Here is a 22,760-nt window from a genome sequence, read left to right as displayed (position 1 = left end):
AATAAAATAGATAGTTTTCTTGCGCCGATGTAAGATGTTGCCCGTGGTACTGTTTTCATATTGCTATGTTGTATGAAAACAACGAAGCAGGCGAAACGTAGGCTGGATCATTTGGCATCCTTCGCTAGCGCTTGAAGCCTGTGGCAGAATGGTGGTCAAGTTCATTGCGTGTGGTCAAACCCACACGTAACGGCCTGAACCACGTGGTACTATCCAATTTTTGATGTCGTATATTAGTTGCGCAGTTAATCTGCGGATATCTCAACCGAGAGGAGAAACATGAATAAATTAGCAAAACTCGTCTTCGCTGCGTCCGCAGTCGTCGCACTCTCTGCCTCTGCGCAGGAAATCAAAGATATCCAGGCAAACACTCCGAACAGTGCTTACGTGCAAGATGCACGCGGTACAATCGCACGTGACCCGTACGGTCTGTGCTGGCACACTGGCTACTGGACACCAGCTGATTCGGTTCCAGGTTGCGACGGCGAAATCGCTCAAGCGGCTCCACCTGCTCCTCCTGCACCAGCACCAGTAGTTCCTGCACCAGCACCAGTATCGCAAAAAGTTACTTTTGCTGCTGACGCATTCTTTGACTTCGACAAAGCTGTCCTGAAGCCAGAAGGCAAAGCAAAGCTGGATGATCTGACATCGAAACTGGGCGCAATCAACCTGGAAGTCATCATCGCTGTTGGTCACACTGACTCCGTCGGTTCAGTTGCTTACAACCAAAAATTGTCGGTTCGCCGCGCTGAAGCTGTTAAGGCATACCTGGTACACAAGGGTGTCGAAGCTAACCGCGTCTACACTGAAGGTAAAGGCAAGTCGCAACCGGTCGCTGATAACAAGACCGCTGCTGGCCGCGCTAAAAACCGTCGCGTTGAAATCGAAGTTGTTGGTACACGTACCAACTAATCGATTCAGACTCGATCAGAACCCCGCCTTGGCGGGGTTTTTTTTCGCACTATGATTCACAGAGACAATGTAGGGTGGGCAGGCTTTTTTGCCCACGGCAGCGCCCATGTGCAGCCCGCACCAGGCGTAGAGGTGAATTTGAGGTCACGCGTGGGCATAGATGCCCACCCTACGCGATGGTTTTTAATCAGACAACAAACCGCAAAACCGTACTTTCCAGCTATGATTCAACCTATGAACGCAGACCCGTCAGAACTCAAGAAATTCAGCGACCTGGCTCACCGGTGGTGGGACCCTGAATCCGAATTTCGCCCTCTGCATGAAATCAATCCCTTGCGCCTGGAGTGGATCAACTCACGTGCGCCGCTTGCCGGCAAGAAAGTGCTGGATATCGGCTGCGGCGGCGGCATCCTGGCTGAGTCGATGGCCCGGAAAGGCGCGATCGTTACCGGCATCGACTTGTCCGACAAAGCCTTGAAGGTCGCCGATCTGCATAGCCTGGAGTCAGGCATCGAGGTCCGCTATGAAAAAATCGCCGCCGAAGACATGGCCAGCCGCGAAGCTGGGCAGTTCGATGTCGTGACATGCATGGAGATGCTGGAGCACGTACCGGATCCGGCTTCCATCGTGCGCGCCTGCGCCACATTGGTGAAACCTGGCGGCCACGTGTTTTTCTCGACCCTGAACCGCAACCTGAAAGCGTATCTGCAGGCGGTCCTGGCAGCCGAATACTTGCTGCGCATGCTGCCCAAAGGCACGCATGACTATGACAAGTTCATCACGCCGGCCGAACTGGCGCAGTTCGCTCGCAACGCCGGGCTGACCGTCGATGTGATGCGCGGCATGAGCTATAACCCGCTCACCCTGATCTATTCGCTCAACCAGGATACCAGCGTCAACTATCTGATGGCTTGCACCCGGCCCGACTAGCCGTTTTGCCTCGGCAGGCGTCGCACTGCCTGCCCACCTGCTTGTTTGTTGGCCTGCTTGTTAGTCCGCTTGTCAGTCCGCCAATTCGTCAATTCTTCGTACTTTAGGAATCACCATGCCCTTGCCAATGCCGCGCGCCATTCTGTTCGATCTTGACGGTACGCTCGCCGACACCGCCCCAGACCTGGCAGCAGCGCTTAACCGGCTGCGCAACGATCGCGGTTTGAGCAGCACTCCCTACGAACAACTGCGGCCACACACCTCCGCCGGTGCACGCGGCATGATAGGCGCCGCCTTCGGCCTGAAACCGGGCGATCCCGACTATGAAGAATTACGGATCGGATTCCTTGATCATTACGCCGCCGCGCTGGCAGTCGACAGCACCCTGTTCGACGGTATACCGGCGCTTCTCGACGATCTGCGCCAACGCAATCTCGGTTGGGGAGTGGTGACCAACAAGGCCGCCAAATTTACCGATCCCCTGGTTGCACAGATCGGCCTGTCGGATGCCGATTGCGTTATTTCCGGCGATACCACCGCCCATTCCAAACCCCATCCGGAGCCGTTGCTGGAAGCAGCGCGACGCCTCCATTTACAGCCGCAGGAATGCTGGTATGTCGGCGACGACCTGCGCGACATTCAAGCCGGCCGTGCGGCCGGCATGGCTACCGTCGCCGTAGCCTGGGGCTATTGCGGCGAGAGCGCCCCGGACACCTGGGAAGCAGACGCCCTGATCGATACGCCACTTCAATTGCTGGCCCTGCTACCGCAGCACTGACTCCCCCTGTACGGAATCAGCGCATACGCTTGTGCATGATTGAACGTTGAAGATTGATCGATTAACGGCCTCCTGCCGCTAAGCGACTCGAATAATTGAATAAATTAGCGGGCAAGACTGTCTGGCGGTATATTGTGGACATCCTTGCCCAAAGGAATAAAAATGGCAAATATCCCACGTCCCTCCTGGCTGCCACGCGCCATGCGCTGGACCGGCATCACCGTTATTGTCTTGCTGGTATTGGCACTGATCAGCTGGCTGGCGGTGCCGCCTGTCGCCAAACACCTGGTCGAACAGCAAATTGAAGCCCAGATCGGCCGCAAGGCAACGGTCGGCAAGATCGCCTTCAATCCGTTCACCCTGACGCTGACGGCATCCGATTTCACGCTCTATGAGCAAGACAAAACCACCGCGGCATTCTCGGCAAAAACATTACTGATCAACGCCTCGTCGGCATCGCTGTTCCGACTGGCGCCGGTGCTGAACGAAGCCAGGCTGGTCAATCCCGATCTGCATCTCGTGCGCACCAGCGCCGACGGCATCGGCCGCTACAATTTCTCCGACGTCATCGACCGTATTCTGGCGATGCCGAAGAGCGACAAGCCTACCCTGTTTTCAGTCTCCAACATCCAGCTCGAAAACGGCACCATCAAGTTCGACGACAAGGTGACCAACAAACTGGTCGATATAGAAGCGCTCAACATCGGCCTGCCTTATGTGTCGAATTTCCCCAGCAAGGTAGACACCTTCGTGCAGCCGCATGTCTCTGCAAAAATCAATGGCACGCCGTTCGATTTGAAAGGGCGCAGCAAACCCTTCGCCGGCAGCCTGGAAACCGCGCTGGCGATCGATATCGACCAGCTTGATGTAGCCAGCTTCGTGGCGTTTTCTCCGGTGGCGCTACCGCTGGCCATCCAGAGCACAAAACTCTCGACCAAGCTCGACCTGTCGTTCTCGCGCAGTAAAGACAAGCCCGAAGTATTGCTATCGGGAGCGATCAAACTGGCCGACGTCGCATTGGCTGACAAGAATGCAGCGCCGCTGCTCAAGGCGCAGGCGATCGACATTCAGATGAATAAGCTCAATGTCCTCACCGGCAGCGCCGCACTCGATCAGATCGAAATCCAGCAGCCGGAAGTCTGGGTTAACCTGAACGCCAATGGCAGCCTGAACTGGGCTGCGCTGAGCACGCCAGCCGCCAAACAGGAAATCGTCAAGGATGCACCGAAGAAAACAGCTAGCCCGCCACTGCAAATGACCCTGGCCAAGCTCGCAATTCATGATGGTACGGTCAATTGGCTGGACGCCGCCAATGCTTCGCCGGCACTGAACCTGCAGGTCAAGAACGTGGCGTTGAACGCGACCCAGCTATCGCTGGCGGCCGATGCAAAACCTGCAACGGTAACGCTCTCCAGCGGCACCGAAAGTGAACAGCATATCCAGTTCATCGGCCAGATCACACCCGCCAAAGGCATCGTCGCCGGCAAGGCCAGCATCAATGCCTTGTCCCTCGCGCAGTACCAGCCCTATGTCAATCGTTCTCTGGCGGCGGTACTGTCCGGTCAGTTATCGCTCAATACCTTGTTGTCGGTAGATCGCAGCCGCATCCGGTTGCATCAGTTGGGCATTGATGTCGACGACCTCAAAGTGGCGGCAAAAACCAACGCAGGTGGCAGCATCGGCGCCAAGAAGATCAGCCTGGAAAACGCCAGCGTAGATACCGAAGCGCATACATTCAATGCCGAAGCATTGCGCCTGACAGGCATACAGGGCGACGTGCGCAGGGATGCCCGCGGCAAACTCAATGTGCAGCAATTTGTCGCCAACACTGGTGGCGCAAACAAGGCGGCCGTCAACTCATCTGCAAAAAAAACCGGACCGGACTGGGTCGCCACCCTGAACCAGTTTGCCATCAGCGACAGTAGCGTTGCTTATCAGGACGATGCAGTAAAACCGGCGGTCAAGTTGCGCGCCGACGGCCTTAACCTGAGCGCCGAAAATATCTCCAGCAAACTCGACAAACCGATCAAGATTGCGCTGCGCACGCAGCTTAATAAAACCGGAAAATTATCGGTCGACGGTAGCCTCGCAGCACAAATGAAATCCGTCGCGCTCGACATCGATGCGCAAAATCTGCCGGTCGCCGCATTACAGCCCTATTTCACCGATTACCTGAACGTGATCCTGACTTCGGGCCTGGCCAGCAGCAAAGGCAAGTTGGCGCTGACGCTGCCTAGCGGCCGTCAGGAACTGGTTACCAGTTATAACGGCAACCTGCGCCTGGCTAATTTCCGCGTGCTGGATAAAGAAAATTCTGTGGATTTCCTGAAATGGAAACTGCTCGACGTCAGCGGCATCAACGCCAATATCGGCGGCGCCCAGCAACAGCACGTGACGTTGGCAAAAATCGCGCTCAACGACTTCTACGCGCGCATCATCTTGTCCGACAAAGCTAAACTCAACCTGCAAGATATCGTGGTGTCGAAGAACGCTCCTGAAGGCGCGCCTGCGCCTTCGCTGACTTCGGCCGAGGCAGGCAGCCCGGCGCCGCAGAAGGTCACAAAAACTACCTCCGAAGGCAGCACCACGGTGGCGCCGATCGCGCCTGCCGCCCCCAAAGCCAATGCACCGGTGATCAGAGTCGGCCAGGTCGTCATCAAAGGCGGCAACATCAACTACACCGATAACTTCGTCAAGCCGAACTACACCGCCAACATGACAGGCATGAACGGTACCGTCGGCGCAATCGCCTCCGACAAGCCGCAGCCAGCACCGATCGACCTGAACGGCAAGATCGATAACGATGCGCCGGTTGCCATTTCCGGTTCCCTGAATCCCTTGTTCAAGCCGATGTTCCTCGACATCAAGGCCAGCGCCAACGGCGTCGAACTGCCGCGCCTGACACCGTATGCCGCCAAGTACGCCGGCTACGCTATCGAAAAGGGCAAATTGTCGATGGATGTCAGCTATCACATCGAAAACGACAAGCTGATCGCGCAAAACAGTGTGCGTATCGACCAGCTGACTTTCGGCGACAAGATCGACAGCCCGACCGCGACCAAGCTGCCTGTGCTACTGGCGGTAGCGTTGCTGAAAGACCGTAACGGCCAGATCAACATCAACCTGCCGATCTCCGGCACCTTGTCGGATCCGGAGTTTTCGATCGGCGGCATCATCGTCCGAATTTTCATCAACCTGATCGTCAAAGCGGTCACCTCGCCATTCGCATTGATCAGCTCGGCGTTCGGCGGCAGCGGCGGCGACGATCTCGGCTACGCTGAGTTCGCCCCCGGCTCGGCCACTCTCACCGCGGCCACGCAAACCAAGCTGGATACCATCGCCAAGGCGCTGATTGACCGTCCGGCGCTGAAGCTGGACCTGACCGGCCGGGTCGACCCGAAAACCGATACCGACGGCGTCCGTCAGCAAATGCTTAACCGCAAGCTGGAAGCACTGAAGCGCAAGGATTCGGTCGATCAAAGCGACAATGCCGATTCAGACGATGTGACCCTGACCGATGCCGACAAAGAAAAATACATGGGCAAAGTGTATGGCTCCTCAAAATTCGACAAGCCCCGCAACGTCATCGGCCTGGCCAAATCGCTGCCGACCGCGGACATGGAAAAATTGATCGTCGCCAATACGCCTGTGACCCAGGACGCCTTGAGCGCGCTGGCAACCCGACGCGCCGAGGTGGTCCGTACATATCTGGAAACCAAGGGCAAGATCCCGCTCGAACGGATCTTCCTGATAGCCCCGAAATTGACTGCAGACGGCATCAAAGACAAGGGCCAGCCGAATCGGGTCGACTTTGCGTTGAAATAAGGCTGACAGGCCTCAGTTTCAATACAGGCAAGGTTCTGACACGAAGACCCCAAGTGCGCTACAATACTAGTCTGCTTGGGGGCGACCTGGTTTCGACGTGGGTTACAAAGCAGCGCAGGGCATACCGAGGACCGACTACCTCGTAAATACAATCGGAATAGATCTAACTGCAAACGATAACTCGTACGCACTAGCCGCTTAATAACCGGTTAGCTCTACACCATCTCGTCCCTGGGGTGGGCTGGTAAAACAGCAGTAGAGTCATTTACAGGGAATCGCTTTTGGCCGGGTTACTTGGTTAAAAGTTAAATTTAGGTGACTCGCCTGAACGAAGCGTGTGCGTCCGCGTCGGCTGGGTTAAATCAAATGACAGCACTAAGTATGTAGAACTGTCTGTAGAGGGCTTGCGGACGCGGGTTCGATTCCCGCCGCCTCCACCATTACAAAATACCAACTGCGGATGCTGTTGGTATTTTTTTGCCTAAACCCGCGTACCTGCGAGGGTTCCCGAGGGTTCTTGCGGACTTCGGGGTTCACTGCTACCCCTCGAAAATGGCCATTTTTGCTCTCTCCAGGCCATTATTCTCTCCGACTCTCTTTCATTCAACGGGCCGAAGTCCGCAAAGGCCGAAAATTATTCCCATATAAATCAATATGTTACGCGCGGACAAATCAAGCGGTTTTATTTTAGCATTGGTAGGGAAAGGAATACGCGACCTCCTGCTGCAGTGGGTCGTCAGTCGTGAGGAGCTTGGAATTCAGTAGTAAAAAGGTCGGCTTTTCTTTCTTCACAGTCGCCACGGGCGTTGCCGTCAAAACACAGCGCCAATATTGACTGCAGTACAATCGCTGTGACGACTTCGCTACTGATGCCGCGTTTTCTTTAAAACAATGACCGCCTCGGTCAAAAACAACATTGAATATGAACCTAATTGATTGGTTTCCTGCGGTAACGACATCATGCTTATTTGCTGGAGCACTATGGTTGGGGCGTAACCTCATATCAACGCGTTTGACGAAGAGCGTCCAGCACGAATTTGATACCAAGTTGGAACGACTAAAGGCCAACGTACGCGAGGGAGAGGAAAAACTCAAAGCTGAACTTCGCGCGAAAGAAACGGACATTGCTGCTTTACGTAGTGGCGCACTTACAGCGCTAACAAGTAGGCAAACCGCGCTGGATAAGCGACGTCTTGAGGCCGTAGATCAACTATGGTCCGCGGTTACATCTTTAGGAACAGCACGAGGGATTGCCGAATCTATGAGCATTGTCAAATTTGAGGCGGCGGCAAAACTTACCGAGGGAGACGTAAAAGCACGAGAGGCATTTGAGATGTTTGGTGCCGGCTTCGATTTGAAAAAACTGGACCTCAGCGGCGCTGACGCAGCGCGCCCATTTTTAACGCCGATGGTGTGGGCGATTTACTCCGCTATCCACGCAATAACAATGCACGGGGTTGTCAGATGGAGTGTGCTTAAATTTGGTCTGGGGGCCAAGAATTTGGTTGACGACGAAAAGGTCGCAAAACTCATAAAGGCGGTGCTGCCAGGTCACGCCGAATTTATCGATAAATTTGGGCCGTCGTCGTATTTTAACGTATTGGCTTCACTGGATTCGCAACTGATGATTGAGTTGGACAATATGTTGGCTGGCAAGGAAGTCGATAAGGCGAGCATAGAGCAGGCCGTCGATATAGTGAACAAATCGCATAGTTTATTAAGCAAAGACAGAACTGACGCGCAATCACGCGACATTTCTGGTGGGCTAGACGGAATCGTGAGGGGCTCCACTTCAGCCTCTGATTTTTTTTCCAAGGGTTGAGATTTCATGCTGAACAGTATGCAGTGGCCAACGGTTCATGCTGCAAGCTATCCGTGCTGCGAACTGGTCAATGTCAGAATAAATTGGAATGTTCGATCGCCAACAAGCTCCTTTGATTGAGACTTAGGTATTCAAGGAAACTGTAAATGGGAGTCTACTTTATTGGAGGATCGAGCGCCTCTGGCAAGTCCACAATTGCGAAACAGCTATGCTTCGAGTTGTTTTTAGCGCGATCCACGATGCCAAGTTTGGGAGCTGGCGCCGGAGTTATGCAGCAAACCTGCTCCCGAAAACAAAGTTGGGCCTTTTGGGAGCGGAATGCATGAGTCTGTTTGAGTACTATGTAGCGCTGCGTGGCGATATCCTCGGAATTGTCACAGGTGTCGAGAACTCTGCTTATAACCTGTTATGGGATAACACAACTCCAAATAGCGTCACGAAGACGCGTCTGGAAAAGTTATACGACAAGTACATAGCTGCCGCAAAAGAATTTGGCTTGCTCGTGGTTACGAGGCATTGTGACTGCCCAAATCCGAACCATAGCAGCTACGCAACAAGCAATAGATACGGACTCGATATTAGTTATAGAGGCAGCGGCTATGTTTGGGGCGGTGGTCAGTTTTATCAGGGGGTGCGGCGATCCATCTGCCCATGTTCAAATGAAAACCGGATGACGGAACATAATGTCATAGATGACATTATCTACGATGAAAATGCCGACGCGGACGTGTGCAAACGACTAGAGATAATTCTTGGCGATATTTTTGATTCAATTGTCTGTGCGGGGGACAAAAGGCCCCGTTCCGCCATTCGTGAGTATTTGCTAAGGGCGGTGCTGCGAATCAATGATGAGCTGCTTCCTGAACCTATGAATGCATACATTCAGAACCATTGTGCGCCTGACTCGGGCCAGCCATTACGGATCAATGGGTTACGCGCGATCAATTAGGCGGTTATTTTTCAACATTGGTATGCGAAGAAACAACCGCAGTGCACCGATCCCGTGCCAATCACCCAATACGACGGAAAAACTGCTTCGCTGCGCTTCGAGCTACTGCGTCTAGTTCGTCATTGAGGGGGGCGAGATCTACGCCGTCGCGACCAGCAGCATAGACAGCCCCGCCGACATCATCGTCGTAGTCCGAACCGTCCTCGTTGATCGCGTAGTGCGCGTCCTTGCTCAGATCCGTTCCCACCAGCTGAGAAAGATACACCCACGTCCAGCATCGGAGCAGATCATCTTGATCGTGTTCCTCAATGAGCTGAAGCATGGCATCCGTGTTCCCGCTCTCGGCAGCAACGGTCAGCCAATGCTTGGCATCAGCAGCACGCCCCATGCGCTCTGCGATAGCGGCAACTGCCGCTGGATCTGCGCCAACATCGCGACGCGACTGCTCGAAGAAGGACGGGTCGTCAAACCGGTCCGCCAAGTCGAGAAGTGCTTGCTGATTGCCCAGTCGACCAGCCTCTCGGAGATGACGTAAGTACTTTTCGGCTTTAGTGAGATGAGCCTCGTAAGCTTCGGCCCATTCCTTTTCCACCCCGGTCAGCACGCGACCTTGTTGCCCCTGTGAGTACCAGTAGGGGTTGCCAGCGTCCGGTTCGTCGTCTTCATCGTCGGGGGCGTGGATCAGCGCCAGTGCGTAATGAGCGAGAGCATTTCCTTTGCTGGCTGCGAGTTCCAGTCCTTCCAGCGTGATCAGCGCGAGCCCATCATCGCCTGAGCCTTCCCAGCCGCGAACGATCATATCCGTCTGGTCACCATCGGTCTGTTCATCCTCAAACTCTTCGAGGTAATCGTCCTGGTAGTGTGATTCGCTGCGCAGTTCGTCCACCAGTTCGGAAATCCTCACGGCAACGATTTGACGCTCTACCAAGAACGCTAGCAATGCCGATGAAGCCAGATCTGCTGTGTGAGGCTGATAACCAAGGTCGGCGCATCGCTGCCTAATGACTGAGTTGTCCAGAGACGCGCGTTTCTTGTCTGATCGTCGCCGCGTGAAAACGGCATCTACGCTGAGTGCCGCGTAGGAGTTGAACCCAAAGGACGCTGCCAGCAGCTCGTAGATGTGGGCTCGTTTGACCGAGTGGCCCGTGCTGGACTGAAGGTGCAACTGCGCGGAGTATGCGAATTCTTTGATTGTCATGACAAACCTTTCCTAAATGCCACGCCGATTTCGGGTCAGGCGCACACGTTTAAGTCCCCGACGACGAGGCTCAAAGAGAGGTTTTCAATAACAGGTAAACAACGCCTTTTTTTACTCGTGTGCAAGTAAGGTGGGCACCTGGCGGCATTTTATCCCGGTTCCCACGACTGGTCTACGCAATTCGTGCTCGCTGTTCATCCCACAGCGCCGACGGATCGACCGCCAAATCGAACAGCGTGACATGGTTCGGCAACTCGCCATCGAGGATGGCCGCGACGATGTCAGGTGCCAGCGTAGTCAGGTTGACCATCCGGCTCACGTAGCTGCTGTCGATCTTCTCGCCCTCGGCGATCTCCTTCAATGACTTGGCTTCGCCGGATTCCAACATTGCCAGCCAACGGTGGCCTCTGGCCAGTGCCAGTTGCAGCGGCGTCGGGGCCAAGTCCCAAGGCCTGGGCTTGGCAATCTCCCCATTTGGCAGCGTCACCAGATTACGCCCGCTGCGTCGCTTGATCTGGATCGGAATGGACAGCGTCAAGCGACCATCACTCGATGGAATGACGTCGGTGGGGCCGGTCGTTTTGATGCGAACTTCGTTCATGCTACCACCTCAAGCGCACCGGCAGATTCCGGCCGCAACTCCAGAATCAACCGCTCGATGCCGTTGGCACGCAAGCGCAGTTCAATGTCGCTCTGCGAAACGATCACTTTCTCGATCAGGAGTTTGACGATACGGATTTGCTCAGAAGGAAACAACTGATCCCAAATAGCGTCCATCCGCGTCATCGCAACCGTAACCTTTGCCTCATCCAAGGTCGGGTCAAGCGCAATAGCCTTGGCCACTACACCATCCAGCAAATTGGGTGCCCGCAGAATGGCGCGCAACTGGTCAAGGACCGCCGACTCGAGCTCAGCCGCTGGCAGACGTGGCAACCCGGATGCGCCAGCGCATTCTTTGGCATCGCGCTGCGGGATGTAATACCGGTACCGACGGCCAGTTTTCTTGGTCGTGTGCCATGGTGATAGCGCTCGCCCGTCATTGCCGAATACAATCCCTTTGAGCAGAAATGGAATCGTCGCTCGGGTTGCATTGCCACGTTTGCGACCATTGGTGGCCAGGATCGCATGGACGTCATCCCACAACGGCTGGTCGATGATGGGGGGGTGTTCTGCCTTGTACCACTGTTCCTTATGGCGTAACTCACCAAGGTAGGTGCGGTTATTGAGCAGTTTGTAGATCAGACTCTTGTCGATCGGTTTGCCCTCGCGAGCCCGGCCATCCTGCGTTGTCCACGCTTTGGATGTCACGCCATCGAGTCGCAGTTCCTTGACCAGCGTGGTCGAGGAACCAAGCTCGACAAACCGTTTGAAGATGTGGCGAATGGTCCTGACTTCCTTTTCGTTGGCAACTAGTCGCCGGTTGTCGACGTCATAGCCCAAGGGTGGCACACCCCCCATCCACATGCCCTTACGTTTACTGGCAGCGATCTTGTCACGAATACGCTCGCCGGTGACCTCGCGCTCAAACTGGGCAAACGATAACAGTACGTTGAGCATCAACCGCCCCATCGAGGTCGTGGTGTTGAATTGCTGCGTGACCGATACAAACGATACGCCCAGGCGCTCAAACACTTCGACCATCTTGGAAAAATCCGCCAGACTGCGCGTCAGCCGGTCAATTTTGTAGACCACCACGATGTCAATTTTTCCATCTTCGATGTCGACCATCAGGCGCTTCAGTCCCGGCCGCTCCATGTTGCCGCCCGAAAAAGCTGGGTCGTCGTAATCGTCCGCGACGGCAATCCATCCTTCTGCACGCTGACTGGCGACGTAGGCATGGCCAGCATCGCGCTGGGCATCAATCGAGTTGTATTCCTGGTCGAGGCCCTCCTCGCTGGATTTGCGGGTGTAGACGGCACAACGTTGCCGGCGCTTGAGAATTTCACTCATTACCGATCTCCTCTATTGGGTTTTGCTTTGGCTTTAATTTTTGATTTCGGCACCGCCCTCTCCCGCAGACCAAAAAACAATGGCCCCGACCAGCGGGTACCGGTTATTTCGCGGGCGACCATCGAGAGGCTGGGGAATACCCGTCCCTGGAATTCATACTGGCCATCCGCCGTGGCGACGACCTGATATTCGATGCCCTGATATTCGCGCCTCAGTACCGTACCCGGCACCGGCTGATATTCGCGTTCGCGTTTTTGCATCTTGCCGTGGCTGATCAACGCATCAATCCGTCGCTTGTTCCGCTCGAGGAGTGCCCTGTTTTCCTTTTTGAACTCAAGCTCCTGGAGCTTGAAGGCAATACGGCGCTCAAGGAATTGCCGGTTGTGGTTTGGCGTTTCGTCTCCATACAGGCGCCGCCAGAGCTTTTTTATCTCGGGCATGGCCAATTCTGGCAGTTGCGCTATCTGCGCTGTCACCGATGCCGGCGTGGGTGAAATGTGGATTGCTGCGTACATCACGACTCCTTGATTTTCATGTTGGCGGGGTCTCTATGAACGCTCTGGTGGGCAGAAAAACCAAGTGAAACTGCTCTCTGTTCGGATGTTTCTGCGAACTGTGCAAACTTTCCGTCACGTAAGCGCGCAAGACCCGCTGCCAAGAGGCCGGCGATTTCATTACGACGCTGCTCGGGCGTCATGCGGTCGGGCGGAAGGTGGTTGATTTGGCACATCAGTTATCGCTCCTGAATATCAAACTTGCTTGGAAGCGACATTGTCAGGTCAGGCCAGCACCGTGACCATGAGGGAGTTTCTGGCGGAAACAGGCTGCTGATGACAGGTACCAAAATCCCCCGTAATTTCCACAAACCGTGTTTCGGTTCAAAGCTTGTTAATTACAGGCAAATCCGGAATATTCGAGATGTTGCGTGCTTGACACTGTTTTTACACACAGTAAAATGCTGGTAAGCAAACCTGAAAGAAGGCGCCATGGTGAAAAATAAAGCACAGGTCAAAAACGGGCTCAACGATTCAGAAAATCTGACAAAGCTCCTCGGGCACCTGCCGCCAGCTGTATTTTGCGCTTTCATGGAGGCGGAATTCACGCTCTCGATGCCGGTGCTGGACGTCAAGAGGCCTAAAAAAGAACAACTCGTTACCATCGAAGAAATCTTGGCAGGTCTTGACGTCGCACATCGGCAGCAAATCGAGGAAGTGGCAGAGAAAATCGTCCTCCTTTCTGATGGCCCTGGTCAGGATGTTATCGATGGGTTCAGCGCCGACGTTTTCGACGATGCTTTCGGTGCCATACGCAACCAGTATGAGCGGGCAATGTGGCTCTACGCCAACCAGCCAGAACTGTTCAAGGAAGCGCTGGATGCAAGGCAGGCCGATGTATTCCGGCAAAGCATCTCGTGCTATTCCGGATTTATTGCCCCGGAAAATCTCGCCGTCGTGACCGATGCCGCAGCCAGGGATGCATTTCATGACAACGTCGCGCAGCAGCTTGGTTGTGCGAAGGATGCCGTAGCCATCCAGATTTTCAAACGACTGCGCCCGGACACCAACACCGGCGATGACGTTGCACTTTACCAAATCAGTGTTCACCACAACCGCCCGCCGGAAATCATCGACTGCGTACAGGCCAGCGAACTCGTGTCGCAAGAAGTGATCCGTGCACTGTCATCCCACATCACCTATGAACCCGCCAACGGCCACCTTGAGGTGCTGTCCAAGGATTCGGACGGCCGCGAAGCGCTGGCGCGCATTGCTGCAGACGCCCTGTTGCAGTCGCCGATTTCCGGCGAAAAAATCCCGATCAAACAATACGACTACCAGAGTCTTGCCGCACCACGCAATTTTGACGTGGCAGGCGAGGCGGTTTCGTCCGTCAAAGTGACCGAACTTGGTTATACCGAGGTGGACCGCACGCTGCTCGTCAAAATATGGGCGAAGGACCACGATGATATCTACACCGCAGCCAAGTCGATCATCGGCCCGACATTCGAATTTCAGCAGCATCAACTGACCTACGCCAAACTGACCATCAAGTTAAAGAAAATCGGTAAGGAACGGGCAAGAACGATTTCGATCGTTCTGCGCGATGCAAATAAATGCAACATCAAGACCAAACGTGAAAAAGACCGGGCGCTATGTGATCGCCTGCTAGCCAAATGGCATCTGGTGAAAGAGATTGGTGACGTCCTTGCCGAACCTGTCGACGCAATCGCTGCTTGACCTGACTAGCCTGTTCGAGCAGTCTCGCCAGTCGGTCAGTGGCGGCGACGGGCAACGCCTTCACGGCGTGCCCGGTTGGGATATCTCGCGCACGACATCGCTGTCTGTACCGCAATTATCGGCATGGGCAGAATGCATCGGCTATGCTAGCCACTACCCTGCAATTCGTGACGATGAGCGGATTACCGTTGAGCTCGAAGAGGACGACGACCCATCCCGCTATCGTTACCGATGCCCACAGACATTTCGACGGAAATACGTCCCAGCCGTTGAGGCGGCAGTCTATTGCGTCCAGTCCACCAAATTTCTGAACCTGATTGCCGACCTGCTCACCATTCCGCAAGCATTGCGCAATGGACTCGAATTGCCACCGCTGAACGGTGTATTGTGGCACCTCGGCAAAGCCCGAATCGGTGCTGCCCACACCGATGTCTGGCTGGTACGTGGACTGGCGCAGTCGGTCGATGACGTGTTCCGTCACTTTAGCTCCCAAACGCTTCCAGACCAGGGACTCATTCTGTCATCGGGCGTGGCGCTGCCCGATTTCATTCGTCCGCCCAGGAATTACCGTTTTGCTTCCCTGCGCGACGTGATCGTCCCGGATGTGCCGAAACCGTGTCTCGACATGGATCTGCTGCATCGCATACTGACGATGCCGGCCGACGGTACCCTGCGGCCAGCCCTGTCAGTCAATTTCGACGAGTACACGAATACTCTCACTATCCGCAGCAAGGTCAAACCGTGGGTGATCAAGGGTGCGCGCCAGGCGGCCGCTATCAAATATATGTTTGACCAGTTCCAAAATGAACGCGTCTTGCTCAGCGCAAAAGAGATTTTGGCCGCGGCATACTCGGACAAACAGTCCGGTAAGAGTCAGCGCATGCAAAACCTTTTCAGCGGCAACGCCGATTGGCAGGACTACATCGTCAACCCTGAAAAGGGCCAGTACGGATTCGACCTCGATTAGCCGGATCACGCCGTAACCAATAGCAAAACCGCCTTCGGGCGGTTTTTTTGCTTTCTCCCCTCCAAAATTCTCCGCTTTTGCTACGCCCGTACATCAGCCCGTACATGGCAGCGGCAGACACCCGTACATCCCAAAATTCAAACTGTATTCACGTACCCGCACTAACCGAAAGGAGCAAATACGTGAATATCAAACATCTTAATCAACGCCAATTGGCCGACCGTTGGGACGTCAGCGAAGCGACACTTGAACGCTGGCGGTCTGAAGGAATCGGCCCTGTTTTTCTGAAGCTGCAAGGACGCGTTCTCTATCGCATTGAGGATATCGAAGCCTACGAAACCGAATGTCTGCGCAAGAGCACCTCCGAAGCTGTTCATACAGGAGGTGCAGCATGAACCGCCCTACACCAGCGCAAATTCCCAGCATTCCGGTCAGCGATCTGGCTGCGCTGCCGCTTGCCGAGATGAGCGTCACACAAATCGCCGCGCTGCCACCGAGCCAGTTGCAGGAAGCGCACACCAATCTACTGGCGCTGCAATCGATGGTCAAGGGCGTCCTGGATCGCGTGCACGCCGCGTTGGACCAACGTTATGCCGAACAGGCTCACGCCACACGACAAGCCAATGGCCGTGATTTTGGCGTTTGCCACCTGACCGACGGATCACTTCGTATCACGGTCGATCTACCTAAAAAAGTGACCTGGGATCAGGTGCAACTTTCGGTCACTGCAGCGCGCATCGCCGCCGCTGGCGACAAGGTCGAGGACTACATCGACACCGAGTACTCGATTCCCGAATCCCGCTTCAACGCCTGGCCCCCGGCGCTCAAGGAGCAGTTCGCGCAGGCCCGCACCGTCAAACCCGGCAAACCGAGCTACCGGCTCGCCTTCATCCAGGAGAACCACGAATGAAAACTCTCACCCTTTACCAAGCCCTTCAAGCCAAGCTCGGCGCCTACTCCGGCGAGCATCTGACCACAACGCTCCGCTACCAGGACCAGTACGGCGACACGGTCGAGAAACCCTTGCTCGATGCGACGCTGGACGAAATGGCATTCGCCATCCAGACGCTCAGCGTAGAGGGCAGCGTCATCTACCGCCGCCGCAGCGCACTGGAAAACCTCTACACCCTTGCTCGTGATCGCGGCTGCCTCGGCGCAGACACCATCGGCGCAATCGCTGCGGAGGTGACGAAATGAATCAACTCGTCGCTTTCAATTTCGAGACCCACAACGTGCGCGTCTGCATGGATGACAACGGCGAACCGATGTTTGTCGCAGCCGACGTGTTGTCTACCTTGAGCCTCGATCGCAAAGCTCTGGAGCGCCTTGATGATGACGAAAAGGGTGTGAATTCAATTCACACCCCCGGTGGGCCGCAGGATATGACCGTGGTCAACGAGTCTGGGCTCTTCAATCTGGTGCTTGGCAGCCGCAAACCTGAAGCCAAGCGGTTCAAGCGCTGGGTCACCCACGACGTTCTGCCATCGATCCGCAAGACCGGATCGTATGCGCCGGGCGGGCCGATTGCAGCCCTGCCAACGCCGACGCACGACAAAGTCAACGCCATCCTGTCCATCGGCGAAGCAATTGCCCGGGTGCCTGGCGTCAAACCCGGTATCGCAATGGCAGCAACCCTGACCGTGATCCATGACAACACCGGTCTGGCGGTCGAGTCCTTGCGCAAAGTGCTGCCAGCGGCTAATGAACCGATCTGCAGCCTCAACCCCACCCAAGTGGGCGAACGGGTCGGTATGTCGGCGCGCGCCATCAATACGCGCTTGCAGACCCTGGGATTTCAGTTCAAAAACGACCGCGATGATTGGGAGTTGACGGATGCCGGCCAGCAGTGGGCCGAGGCACTGCCATTCTCGCGCAACGGGCACTCCGGCTACCAGATCCTCTGGAACCCGGCCGTGACTGAGCTGATTCGCGAGGTGGCGTGATGGCACTGCCAATCATCTCCGCCGAAGAACGGCTCAAGGAACGCCACAGCGCCAAGGTCGGACTGGTCGGATTCCCGGGCGTGGGTAAAACCACCCAGCTCAAAACACTGCCTGCCGACACCACCCTGTTCGTCGACCTCGAGGCCGGCGACCTGTCGGTGCGGGACTGGCCCGGTGACACGGTGCGCCCGCGCACCTGGCCGGAGTTCCGTGATCTGGTGGTATTCCTGGCCGGGCCCATGCCCACCGCCAGTGCCGAACAGGCGTTCTCCGAACCGCATTTCCAGCACGTCTGCACCAAATTCGGGGACCCGGCGCAGCTGGCCAAGTACGACACCTACTTCGTCGACAGCCTGACGGTCCTCTCGCGATTGTGCTTTGCCTGGTGCAAGACCCAGCCGCAGGCCTTCAGCGAGAAGACCGGCAAACCCGACAACCGGGGTGCGTATGGCCTGCTGGGGCAGGAAATGATTACGGCGCTTACGCACCTGCAGCACGTGCGGGACAAGCACGTCATCTACGTCGCCATCCTGGAAGAGAAAACCGACGACTTCAACCGGCGCTTTTACCAGTTGCAACTGGAAGGCAGCAAGACCGCGCTGGAGCTGCCCGGTGTCCTTGATGAGGTCGTGACGCTGGCGATCCTCAAGGCCGATGACGGTACCAGCTACCGGGGTTTTGTCACCCGCGCAGACAACCCGTTTGGCTATCCATCCAAGGACCGCAGCGGCCGGCTGGAAGCCATCGAGGAGCCCCACCTCGGAAAACTGATCGCCAAGTGCCTGGGCCAAGACAAGGACCAAGACCTGCCGGCACAGCAGGACCCATCAATTTAAAGGACATCTCATGAACAACCAAACACCGAGCAACTGGAACGATTTCAATGATGCCGAAGCCCAGCATGGTGCATTCGACCTGATTCCCAAGGGCACCATCGTGCCACTGCGCATGACCATCAAACCCGGTGGTCATGACGACCACAGCCAAGGGTGGACTGGCGGCTATGCCACCGAGTCCTTTGAGACTGGCGCAGTGTATCTCGCTTGTGAGTTTGTCGTCACCTGCGGCCCGTTCGCCAAACGCAAGATGTGGTCGAACATCGGACTGCATTCCAAGAAGGGGCCGACCTGGGGCCAGATGGGTCGCAGCTTCATCCGCGCCGCGCTCAACAGCGCGCGCAATGTCCACCCGCAGGACAACACGCCGCAGGCGGCGGCCGCGCGCCGCATCAACAGCTTCGCTGATCTGGACGGGATCGAGTTCATCGCCCGCGTCGATGTGGAGAAGGATGCCAAGGGCGAGGATCGCAATGTCGTCAAGATCGCGATCGAGCCCGATCACAAGGACTACGCTGTCCTGATGGGGAGTGTGTCCAAGGGTGGGACCGGTGGAGGTAATTCCGGTGCTCCGGCGCAGGCTGCGCCAGTCTATGCCGCACCGGCACGGCCTGCCCTGCCGGCCGCGACGGGCAAGCCATCGTGGGCGCAGTGATGAGGAGCAGTCATGAAATGCTGGATCTGCTCACGTCAGGCGCGGGGCCTGGGTTGCAGCGACAACCGTTACCGCTGCGGAGATCCCCGACGCTACCCCGTCGATTGGGTGTTCTGCTCACGCCGGTGCCAGAACGCATTCCACAAACTGTATGGGACGTGGAGCCACGCGCTCAACAAGGGCTTGTCGCCAGAGGCTGCCATGGTTGATGCCACCCCCCTGGAAAAAGCAGCCATGCGCACGTGCCTCAAATTCTTCGGAGAGGCGGCCAGCGCGATCGGCTTCGACAAACCCCTCGGGGCTTACTCGGAAGTCGATGCCTTGTCAGTGATCGAGGCCATCGTCACCGCCTACGTGGATGAAATGGCTGCGCAGCACGAGCGCAGCAAATATCCGCCGGTGCACATGCTGGGAACGGCGCCGATCAGCGATCCCATCATGCCGCCAACTGCGGATTCTTTCGCGGACCTCGAGGATGACCGGCTCTGGGAGACCAAGCCATGATCGATTTCAATGCAACGGCAAGTCTTTCGGGCCGGCTCCAGGCACTGTTTGACCAGGCGCTGGAAACCGAGCGGGATGCCACGGCCCCGCGTGAATACCTGGGCGCATCGCGCCTGGGTGCTGCCTGCGAGCGCCAACTGCAATACGAATATGCGAAGGCGCCGGTCGATCACCGCAAAGGTTTTTCGGGACGGTTGCTGCGCATCTTCGAGCGCGGCCATCGCACCGAGGACATGGTGATCCGCTGGCTTCGGCTGGCTGGATTCATCCTCAAAACTGAGGATGCCGATGGCCGCCAGTTTGGTTTCTCAGTCGCAGGCGGGCGGCTGCGCGGTCACGTCGATGGCGTACTGATCGGTGGCCCAGACGGCTTTGCCTACCCATCGCTTTGGGAAAACAAGTGTCTCGGAGCCAAGTCGTGGCGCGATGTGGAGAAGCACAAGTTGGCCGTATCGAAGCCCATCTATGCCGCACAGATTGCGCTGTACCAGAGCTACCTGGAGTTGCACGAGCACCCTGCACTGTTCACAGCGGTGAACGCAGACACGATGGAAATCTACGCCGAGTTGATTCCGTTTGATGCGGGACTGGCGCAGCGCATGTCGGACCGCGCGGCACGCGTGATCACCGCCACTGAATCGGGTGACCTGCTACCCCGCTCGTTCACCGACTCCACCCATTTTGAATGCAAGTTCTGCGTGTGGGCAGATCGTTGCTGGAGAACTGCTCCATGAAAACAATGACAACACCGTCTGTGGCGACGAACGGGCCGTTTGTCGATGCCCACGAAGCGACCTACACGATGAATCGGCCGATGCACGACCTGACCAACACGGCGCAGGAGGTATCCGATGACTGAACAAGAAAACCGAGGCCCATTGGATTTCAACGATTGTGCCTCGCCGGTCGCAGTCGACCGCAGTGCAGAGCGCGAAGAGATTCGCACCGCGCTCTTGGCTCGGCTCGAACCGGTGTTGTTCACTCTGTTTCCGGCAGGCAAAAAGCGTCGCTATAAATTCCATATCGGTGACATCTTGGGCAGTCCGGGAGACAGTCTAGAAATCGTGCTCGACGGTCAAAAAGCGGGTTTATGGACCGATCGCGCGACCGGCGATGGCGGCGATATTTTTGATTTGATTGCACGGCAGATGGCTGCCGACGTGCACACTGATTTCGCCAAGGTGCTGCAACACGCCGGCGATCTGCTGGGTCGAGTTCCATCGATATCAGTACGCAAAGTCAAACGCGAAGCGCCGGTCGATGATCTCGGACAGGCCACCGCCAAGTGGGACTATCTGGACATCAACGGTAAATTGATCGCCGTGGTCTATCGCTACGACCCACCCGGTCGGGGCAAGGAGTTCCGACCTTGGGATGCGAAGCGCCGCAAGATGGCGCCGCCGGATCCACGACCACTGTACAACCAGCCGGGCATCGCGCAAGCGAACCAAGTGATTTTGGTTGAGGGCGAGAAATGCGCTCAGGCGCTGATTGACCTGAGCATCTGCGCCACCACGGCCATGCACGGGGCCAACGCGCCATCCGACAAAACTGACTGGTCGCCACTAGAAAGAAAGATCGTACTGATCTGGCCGGACCGTGATAAGCCGGGCTGGGACTACGCCGACCGTGCATCTCAGGCGATCTTGGCCGCTGGCGCACAGTCCTGCAGCATCCTCTATCCGCCAGCAGAAAAGCCGGGCGGCTGGGATGCGGCAGATGCCATCGCGCAAGGGTTCGACGTCCAGGGCTTCCTGCTTGCAGGTGATCGTGTCCCCGTTGCACGTCAGACAGAAGCCTCCCTCGACGACGACCTGGTGGGAGGGCTCGACTGGACGACCGAGGACGGGCTGGCCACGGCCTTCACACTCCGCTATGGTGAGGACTGGCGCTACTGTGCCCAATGGGGAAAATGGCTGGTGTGGACCGGGATCCGCTGGAATCCGGATCAGTTACTCTACATCCAGCACCTGTCGCGCAACATCTGCCGGGCCGCGTCCCTTAAAGCCGACACGCCGCGTCTGCGTGCGCGACTGGCCAGCTCCTCCACCATCAGCGCCGTGGAGCGCATCGCACGCAGCGACCCAAAGCACGCCTCGATGGCCGAGCACTGGGACGCCGATGTCTGGCTCTTGAACACGCCCAGCGGTGTCGTCGATCTACGCAGCGGCGTGATTCGCACTCACAATCGGGCCGACCGCATGACCAAGGTCTGCACCGCTTTGCCCCAGGGCCACTGTCCGACATGGCGCGGCTTTCTGTCGGACGTGACCGGCGGCGATGCGGAACTCATGGTCTATCTGCAGCGCATGGTGGGCTACTGCCTGACCGGAGTGACTAGTGAGCACGCGTTGTTCTTTTTGTACGGCACCGGGGCCAACGGCAAGTCAGTGTTCGTCAATGTGATCGCCACCATCCTCGGGGACTATGCCGCCAACGCGCCGATGGACACGTTCATGGAAACCCGTTCGGACCGGCATCCTACCGATCTGGCTGGTTTGCGTGGCGCGCGCTTTGTCGCGTCGATCGAGACCGAACAGGGGCGGCGTTGGAACGAATCCAAGATCAAGACGATCACGGGTGGCGACAAGGTGTCCGCACGCTTCATGCGTCAGGACTTCTTCGACTACACGCCGCACTTCAAGCTGGTCATTGCCGGCAACCACAAACCGTCCATTCGCAACGTGGACGAGGCCATGAAGCGGCGGCTGCACCTGATCCCATTCACGGTAACGATTCCGCCAGAGCGACGGGACGGCAAGCTCACCGAGAAACTGCTCCAGGAGCGCGATGGCATCTTGGCCTGGGCCCTGGAGGGTTGTCTGCTGTGGCAGCGGACCGGCCTCAAACAGCCGCAAAGCGTGATGGATGCCACTGAAGAGTATTTCGAAGCAGAGGATGCCATGGGTCGCTGGATCGAAGATCGGTGTGTTTTGCACAGCAACGCCAAGGCGCTGACCTTTGAGCTTTTTAACGACTGGAAGCAGTGGGCCGAGGCCAACGGCGAATTTTTGGGCGCGATGCGCCGATTCTCGGATGCGCTATTAGCACGTCGCTTCGAGAAATGGCGCAATAGTTCCGGCGTGCGCGGCTTTGTTGGCATCGGCTTGAAAGAGCCCACCAGCATCCCGCGTTCGTCCTATCCGTACAACGATAACTGAGGACTTGCCATGACAAAAAACTCAAGTTTCAGCCACAGTCTGACGCAGCTGACAACCGATAACGTTAACTTGCTACACGTGCGCGCGTGCGCACCT

General features: G+C 56.6%; 23 protein-coding genes and 1 other RNA gene. 19 read left to right on the top strand and 5 right to left on the bottom strand.

All coding sequences use genetic code 11. From position 1 onward, the window contains the following. Positions 1-279: 279 nt before the first annotated feature. The 7 genes from ompA to BM029_RS11260 all read left to right on the top strand — a co-directional run bounded on the left by ompA (position 280) and on the right by BM029_RS11260 (position 9,216). Positions 280-912, top strand: coding sequence for an outer membrane protein OmpA (gene ompA, locus BM029_RS11290; protein WP_092436042.1), 633 nt, complete (start codon positions 280-282; stop codon positions 910-912). A 234-nt stretch (positions 913-1,146) separates the two neighbouring features. After that, positions 1,147-1,842 (top strand): bifunctional 2-polyprenyl-6-hydroxyphenol methylase/3-demethylubiquinol 3-O-methyltransferase UbiG, encoded by a 696-nt coding sequence (ubiG, locus tag BM029_RS11285; protein WP_092436040.1) that lies wholly within the window; start codon positions 1,147-1,149, stop codon positions 1,840-1,842. Between the two features lie 115 nt (positions 1,843-1,957). After that, the gene (locus BM029_RS11280) at positions 1,958-2,620 is read left to right on the top strand and encodes an HAD family hydrolase (RefSeq protein WP_092436038.1); all 663 of its coding nucleotides are present in this window, start codon (positions 1,958-1,960) and stop codon (positions 2,618-2,620) included. Positions 2,621-2,782: 162 nt separating this feature from the next. Beyond that, positions 2,783-6,445 carry a DUF748 domain-containing protein gene (locus BM029_RS11275; protein ID WP_092436036.1) on the top strand — a complete coding sequence of 1,221 codons (3,663 nt, stop codon included), beginning with the start codon at positions 2,783-2,785 and terminating at the stop codon, positions 6,443-6,445. 77 nt (positions 6,446-6,522) lie between these two features. Next, positions 6,523-6,885, top strand: a transfer-messenger RNA (tmRNA) gene (ssrA, locus tag BM029_RS11270). 482 nt (positions 6,886-7,367) lie between these two features. Continuing rightward, a complete protein-coding gene (locus BM029_RS11265) occupies positions 7,368-8,267 on the top strand; it encodes a hypothetical protein (RefSeq protein WP_139217229.1) in 900 nt (299 codons plus the stop codon). A 322-nt stretch (positions 8,268-8,589) separates the two neighbouring features. Further along, on the top strand, positions 8,590-9,216 hold the full coding sequence (locus tag BM029_RS11260) for a hypothetical protein (RefSeq protein ID WP_139217228.1): 627 nt from the start codon (positions 8,590-8,592) through the stop codon (positions 9,214-9,216). 61 nt (positions 9,217-9,277) lie between these two features. On the opposite strand, the gene BM029_RS11255 is transcribed toward BM029_RS11260, so the two are convergent. The 5 genes from BM029_RS11255 to BM029_RS11235 all read right to left on the bottom strand — a co-directional run bounded on the left by BM029_RS11255 (position 9,278) and on the right by BM029_RS11235 (position 13,094). Next, positions 9,278-10,414 (bottom strand): hypothetical protein, encoded by a 1,137-nt coding sequence (locus BM029_RS11255; RefSeq protein ID WP_092436029.1) that lies wholly within the window; start codon positions 10,412-10,414, stop codon positions 9,278-9,280. A 172-nt stretch (positions 10,415-10,586) separates the two neighbouring features. Next, positions 10,587-11,015, bottom strand: coding sequence for a LacI family transcriptional regulator (locus tag BM029_RS11250; protein ID WP_092436027.1), 429 nt, complete (start codon positions 11,013-11,015; stop codon positions 10,587-10,589). After that, positions 11,012-12,364 (bottom strand): recombinase family protein, encoded by a 1,353-nt coding sequence (locus BM029_RS11245; protein WP_092436026.1) that lies wholly within the window; start codon positions 12,362-12,364, stop codon positions 11,012-11,014. Before BM029_RS11245 ends, BM029_RS11250 begins: the two co-directional genes overlap by 4 nt. Further along, positions 12,364-12,879 (bottom strand): DUF2924 domain-containing protein, encoded by a 516-nt coding sequence (locus BM029_RS11240; RefSeq protein ID WP_092436024.1) that lies wholly within the window; start codon positions 12,877-12,879, stop codon positions 12,364-12,366. The genes BM029_RS11245 and BM029_RS11240 overlap by 1 nt, the downstream gene beginning before the upstream one ends. Further along, complete coding sequence (locus tag BM029_RS11235; protein ID WP_092436022.1) at positions 12,879-13,094, bottom strand: hypothetical protein; 216 nt, start codon at positions 13,092-13,094, stop codon at positions 12,879-12,881. Before BM029_RS11235 ends, BM029_RS11240 begins: the two co-directional genes overlap by 1 nt. A 256-nt stretch (positions 13,095-13,350) precedes the next feature. Here BM029_RS11235 and BM029_RS11230 point away from each other — a divergent pair, with 256 nt between their 5' ends. The 12 genes from BM029_RS11230 (at position 13,351) to BM029_RS11180 (ending at position 22,664) form a co-directional block, all read left to right on the top strand. Continuing rightward, positions 13,351-14,598 carry a hypothetical protein gene (locus BM029_RS11230; protein WP_092436019.1) on the top strand — a complete coding sequence of 416 codons (1,248 nt, stop codon included), beginning with the start codon at positions 13,351-13,353 and terminating at the stop codon, positions 14,596-14,598. After that, on the top strand, positions 14,558-15,565 hold the full coding sequence (locus BM029_RS11225) for a hypothetical protein (RefSeq protein WP_244545007.1): 1,008 nt from the start codon (positions 14,558-14,560) through the stop codon (positions 15,563-15,565). The genes BM029_RS11230 and BM029_RS11225 overlap by 41 nt, the downstream gene beginning before the upstream one ends. A gap of 182 nt (positions 15,566-15,747) precedes the next feature. Beyond that, a complete protein-coding gene (locus BM029_RS11220; protein WP_092436015.1) occupies positions 15,748-15,960 on the top strand; it encodes a MerR family transcriptional regulator in 213 nt (70 codons plus the stop codon). Continuing rightward, positions 15,957-16,475 (top strand): hypothetical protein, encoded by a 519-nt coding sequence (locus BM029_RS11215; RefSeq protein ID WP_092436013.1) that lies wholly within the window; start codon positions 15,957-15,959, stop codon positions 16,473-16,475. Before BM029_RS11220 ends, BM029_RS11215 begins: the two co-directional genes overlap by 4 nt. Next, positions 16,472-16,762 (top strand): hypothetical protein, encoded by a 291-nt coding sequence (locus BM029_RS11210; RefSeq protein ID WP_092436011.1) that lies wholly within the window; start codon positions 16,472-16,474, stop codon positions 16,760-16,762. Before BM029_RS11215 ends, BM029_RS11210 begins: the two co-directional genes overlap by 4 nt. Beyond that, positions 16,759-17,508 (top strand): BRO-N domain-containing protein, encoded by a 750-nt coding sequence (locus tag BM029_RS11205; protein WP_092436009.1) that lies wholly within the window; start codon positions 16,759-16,761, stop codon positions 17,506-17,508. The genes BM029_RS11210 and BM029_RS11205 overlap by 4 nt, the downstream gene beginning before the upstream one ends. Continuing rightward, positions 17,508-18,344 carry an ATP-binding protein gene (locus tag BM029_RS11200; RefSeq protein WP_092436007.1) on the top strand — a complete coding sequence of 279 codons (837 nt, stop codon included), beginning with the start codon at positions 17,508-17,510 and terminating at the stop codon, positions 18,342-18,344. The genes BM029_RS11205 and BM029_RS11200 overlap by 1 nt, the downstream gene beginning before the upstream one ends. A gap of 10 nt (positions 18,345-18,354) precedes the next feature. Continuing rightward, positions 18,355-18,999 (top strand): hypothetical protein, encoded by a 645-nt coding sequence (locus BM029_RS11195; protein ID WP_092436005.1) that lies wholly within the window; start codon positions 18,355-18,357, stop codon positions 18,997-18,999. Positions 19,000-19,011: 12 nt separating this feature from the next. Continuing rightward, the gene (locus BM029_RS11190) at positions 19,012-19,503 is read left to right on the top strand and encodes a DUF6511 domain-containing protein (protein ID WP_092436002.1); all 492 of its coding nucleotides are present in this window, start codon (positions 19,012-19,014) and stop codon (positions 19,501-19,503) included. Continuing rightward, positions 19,500-20,237, top strand: coding sequence for a hypothetical protein (locus BM029_RS11185; protein ID WP_092436000.1), 738 nt, complete (start codon positions 19,500-19,502; stop codon positions 20,235-20,237). The genes BM029_RS11190 and BM029_RS11185 overlap by 4 nt, the downstream gene beginning before the upstream one ends. After that, complete coding sequence (locus tag BM029_RS26450) at positions 20,234-20,362, top strand: hypothetical protein (RefSeq protein WP_256381604.1); 129 nt, start codon at positions 20,234-20,236, stop codon at positions 20,360-20,362. The genes BM029_RS11185 and BM029_RS26450 overlap by 4 nt, the downstream gene beginning before the upstream one ends. Continuing rightward, positions 20,355-22,664 carry a phage/plasmid primase, P4 family gene (locus BM029_RS11180; protein WP_092435998.1) on the top strand — a complete coding sequence of 770 codons (2,310 nt, stop codon included), beginning with the start codon at positions 20,355-20,357 and terminating at the stop codon, positions 22,662-22,664. The genes BM029_RS26450 and BM029_RS11180 overlap by 8 nt, the downstream gene beginning before the upstream one ends. The last annotated feature ends 96 nt before the right edge of the window (positions 22,665-22,760 follow it).

Source organism: Collimonas sp. OK607, assembly GCF_900111995.1.
Lineage (GTDB): Bacteria > Pseudomonadota > Gammaproteobacteria > Burkholderiales > Burkholderiaceae_D > Collimonas.
The sequence above is the reverse complement of the archived record's forward strand: the minus strand, read 5'-3'. Positions and strand labels throughout refer to the sequence as shown.

Coding starts and splice junctions, on each gene's coding strand:
- ompA (WP_092436042.1), top strand. CDS start 280: ATGAATAAATTAGCAAAACTCGTCTTCGCTGCGTCCGCAGTCGTCGCA.
- ubiG (WP_092436040.1), top strand. CDS start 1,147: ATGAACGCAGACCCGTCAGAACTCAAGAAATTCAGCGACCTGGCTCAC.
- BM029_RS11280 (WP_092436038.1), top strand. CDS start 1,958: ATGCCCTTGCCAATGCCGCGCGCCATTCTGTTCGATCTTGACGGTACG.
- BM029_RS11275 (WP_092436036.1), top strand. CDS start 2,783: ATGGCAAATATCCCACGTCCCTCCTGGCTGCCACGCGCCATGCGCTGG.
- BM029_RS11265 (WP_139217229.1), top strand. CDS start 7,368: ATGAACCTAATTGATTGGTTTCCTGCGGTAACGACATCATGCTTATTT.
- BM029_RS11260 (WP_139217228.1), top strand. CDS start 8,590: ATGAGTCTGTTTGAGTACTATGTAGCGCTGCGTGGCGATATCCTCGGA.
- BM029_RS11255 (WP_092436029.1), bottom strand. CDS start 10,414: ATGACAATCAAAGAATTCGCATACTCCGCGCAGTTGCACCTTCAGTCC.
- BM029_RS11250 (WP_092436027.1), bottom strand. CDS start 11,015: ATGAACGAAGTTCGCATCAAAACGACCGGCCCCACCGACGTCATTCCA.
- BM029_RS11245 (WP_092436026.1), bottom strand. CDS start 12,364: ATGAGTGAAATTCTCAAGCGCCGGCAACGTTGTGCCGTCTACACCCGC.
- BM029_RS11240 (WP_092436024.1), bottom strand. CDS start 12,879: ATGTACGCAGCAATCCACATTTCACCCACGCCGGCATCGGTGACAGCG.
- BM029_RS11235 (WP_092436022.1), bottom strand. CDS start 13,094: ATGTGCCAAATCAACCACCTTCCGCCCGACCGCATGACGCCCGAGCAG.
- BM029_RS11230 (WP_092436019.1), top strand. CDS start 13,351: ATGGTGAAAAATAAAGCACAGGTCAAAAACGGGCTCAACGATTCAGAA.
- BM029_RS11215 (WP_092436013.1), top strand. CDS start 15,957: ATGAACCGCCCTACACCAGCGCAAATTCCCAGCATTCCGGTCAGCGAT.
- BM029_RS11210 (WP_092436011.1), top strand. CDS start 16,472: ATGAAAACTCTCACCCTTTACCAAGCCCTTCAAGCCAAGCTCGGCGCC.
- BM029_RS11205 (WP_092436009.1), top strand. CDS start 16,759: ATGAATCAACTCGTCGCTTTCAATTTCGAGACCCACAACGTGCGCGTC.
- BM029_RS11200 (WP_092436007.1), top strand. CDS start 17,508: ATGGCACTGCCAATCATCTCCGCCGAAGAACGGCTCAAGGAACGCCAC.
- BM029_RS11195 (WP_092436005.1), top strand. CDS start 18,355: ATGAACAACCAAACACCGAGCAACTGGAACGATTTCAATGATGCCGAA.
- BM029_RS11190 (WP_092436002.1), top strand. CDS start 19,012: ATGAAATGCTGGATCTGCTCACGTCAGGCGCGGGGCCTGGGTTGCAGC.
- BM029_RS11185 (WP_092436000.1), top strand. CDS start 19,500: ATGATCGATTTCAATGCAACGGCAAGTCTTTCGGGCCGGCTCCAGGCA.
- BM029_RS26450 (WP_256381604.1), top strand. CDS start 20,234: ATGAAAACAATGACAACACCGTCTGTGGCGACGAACGGGCCGTTTGTC.
- BM029_RS11180 (WP_092435998.1), top strand. CDS start 20,355: ATGACTGAACAAGAAAACCGAGGCCCATTGGATTTCAACGATTGTGCC.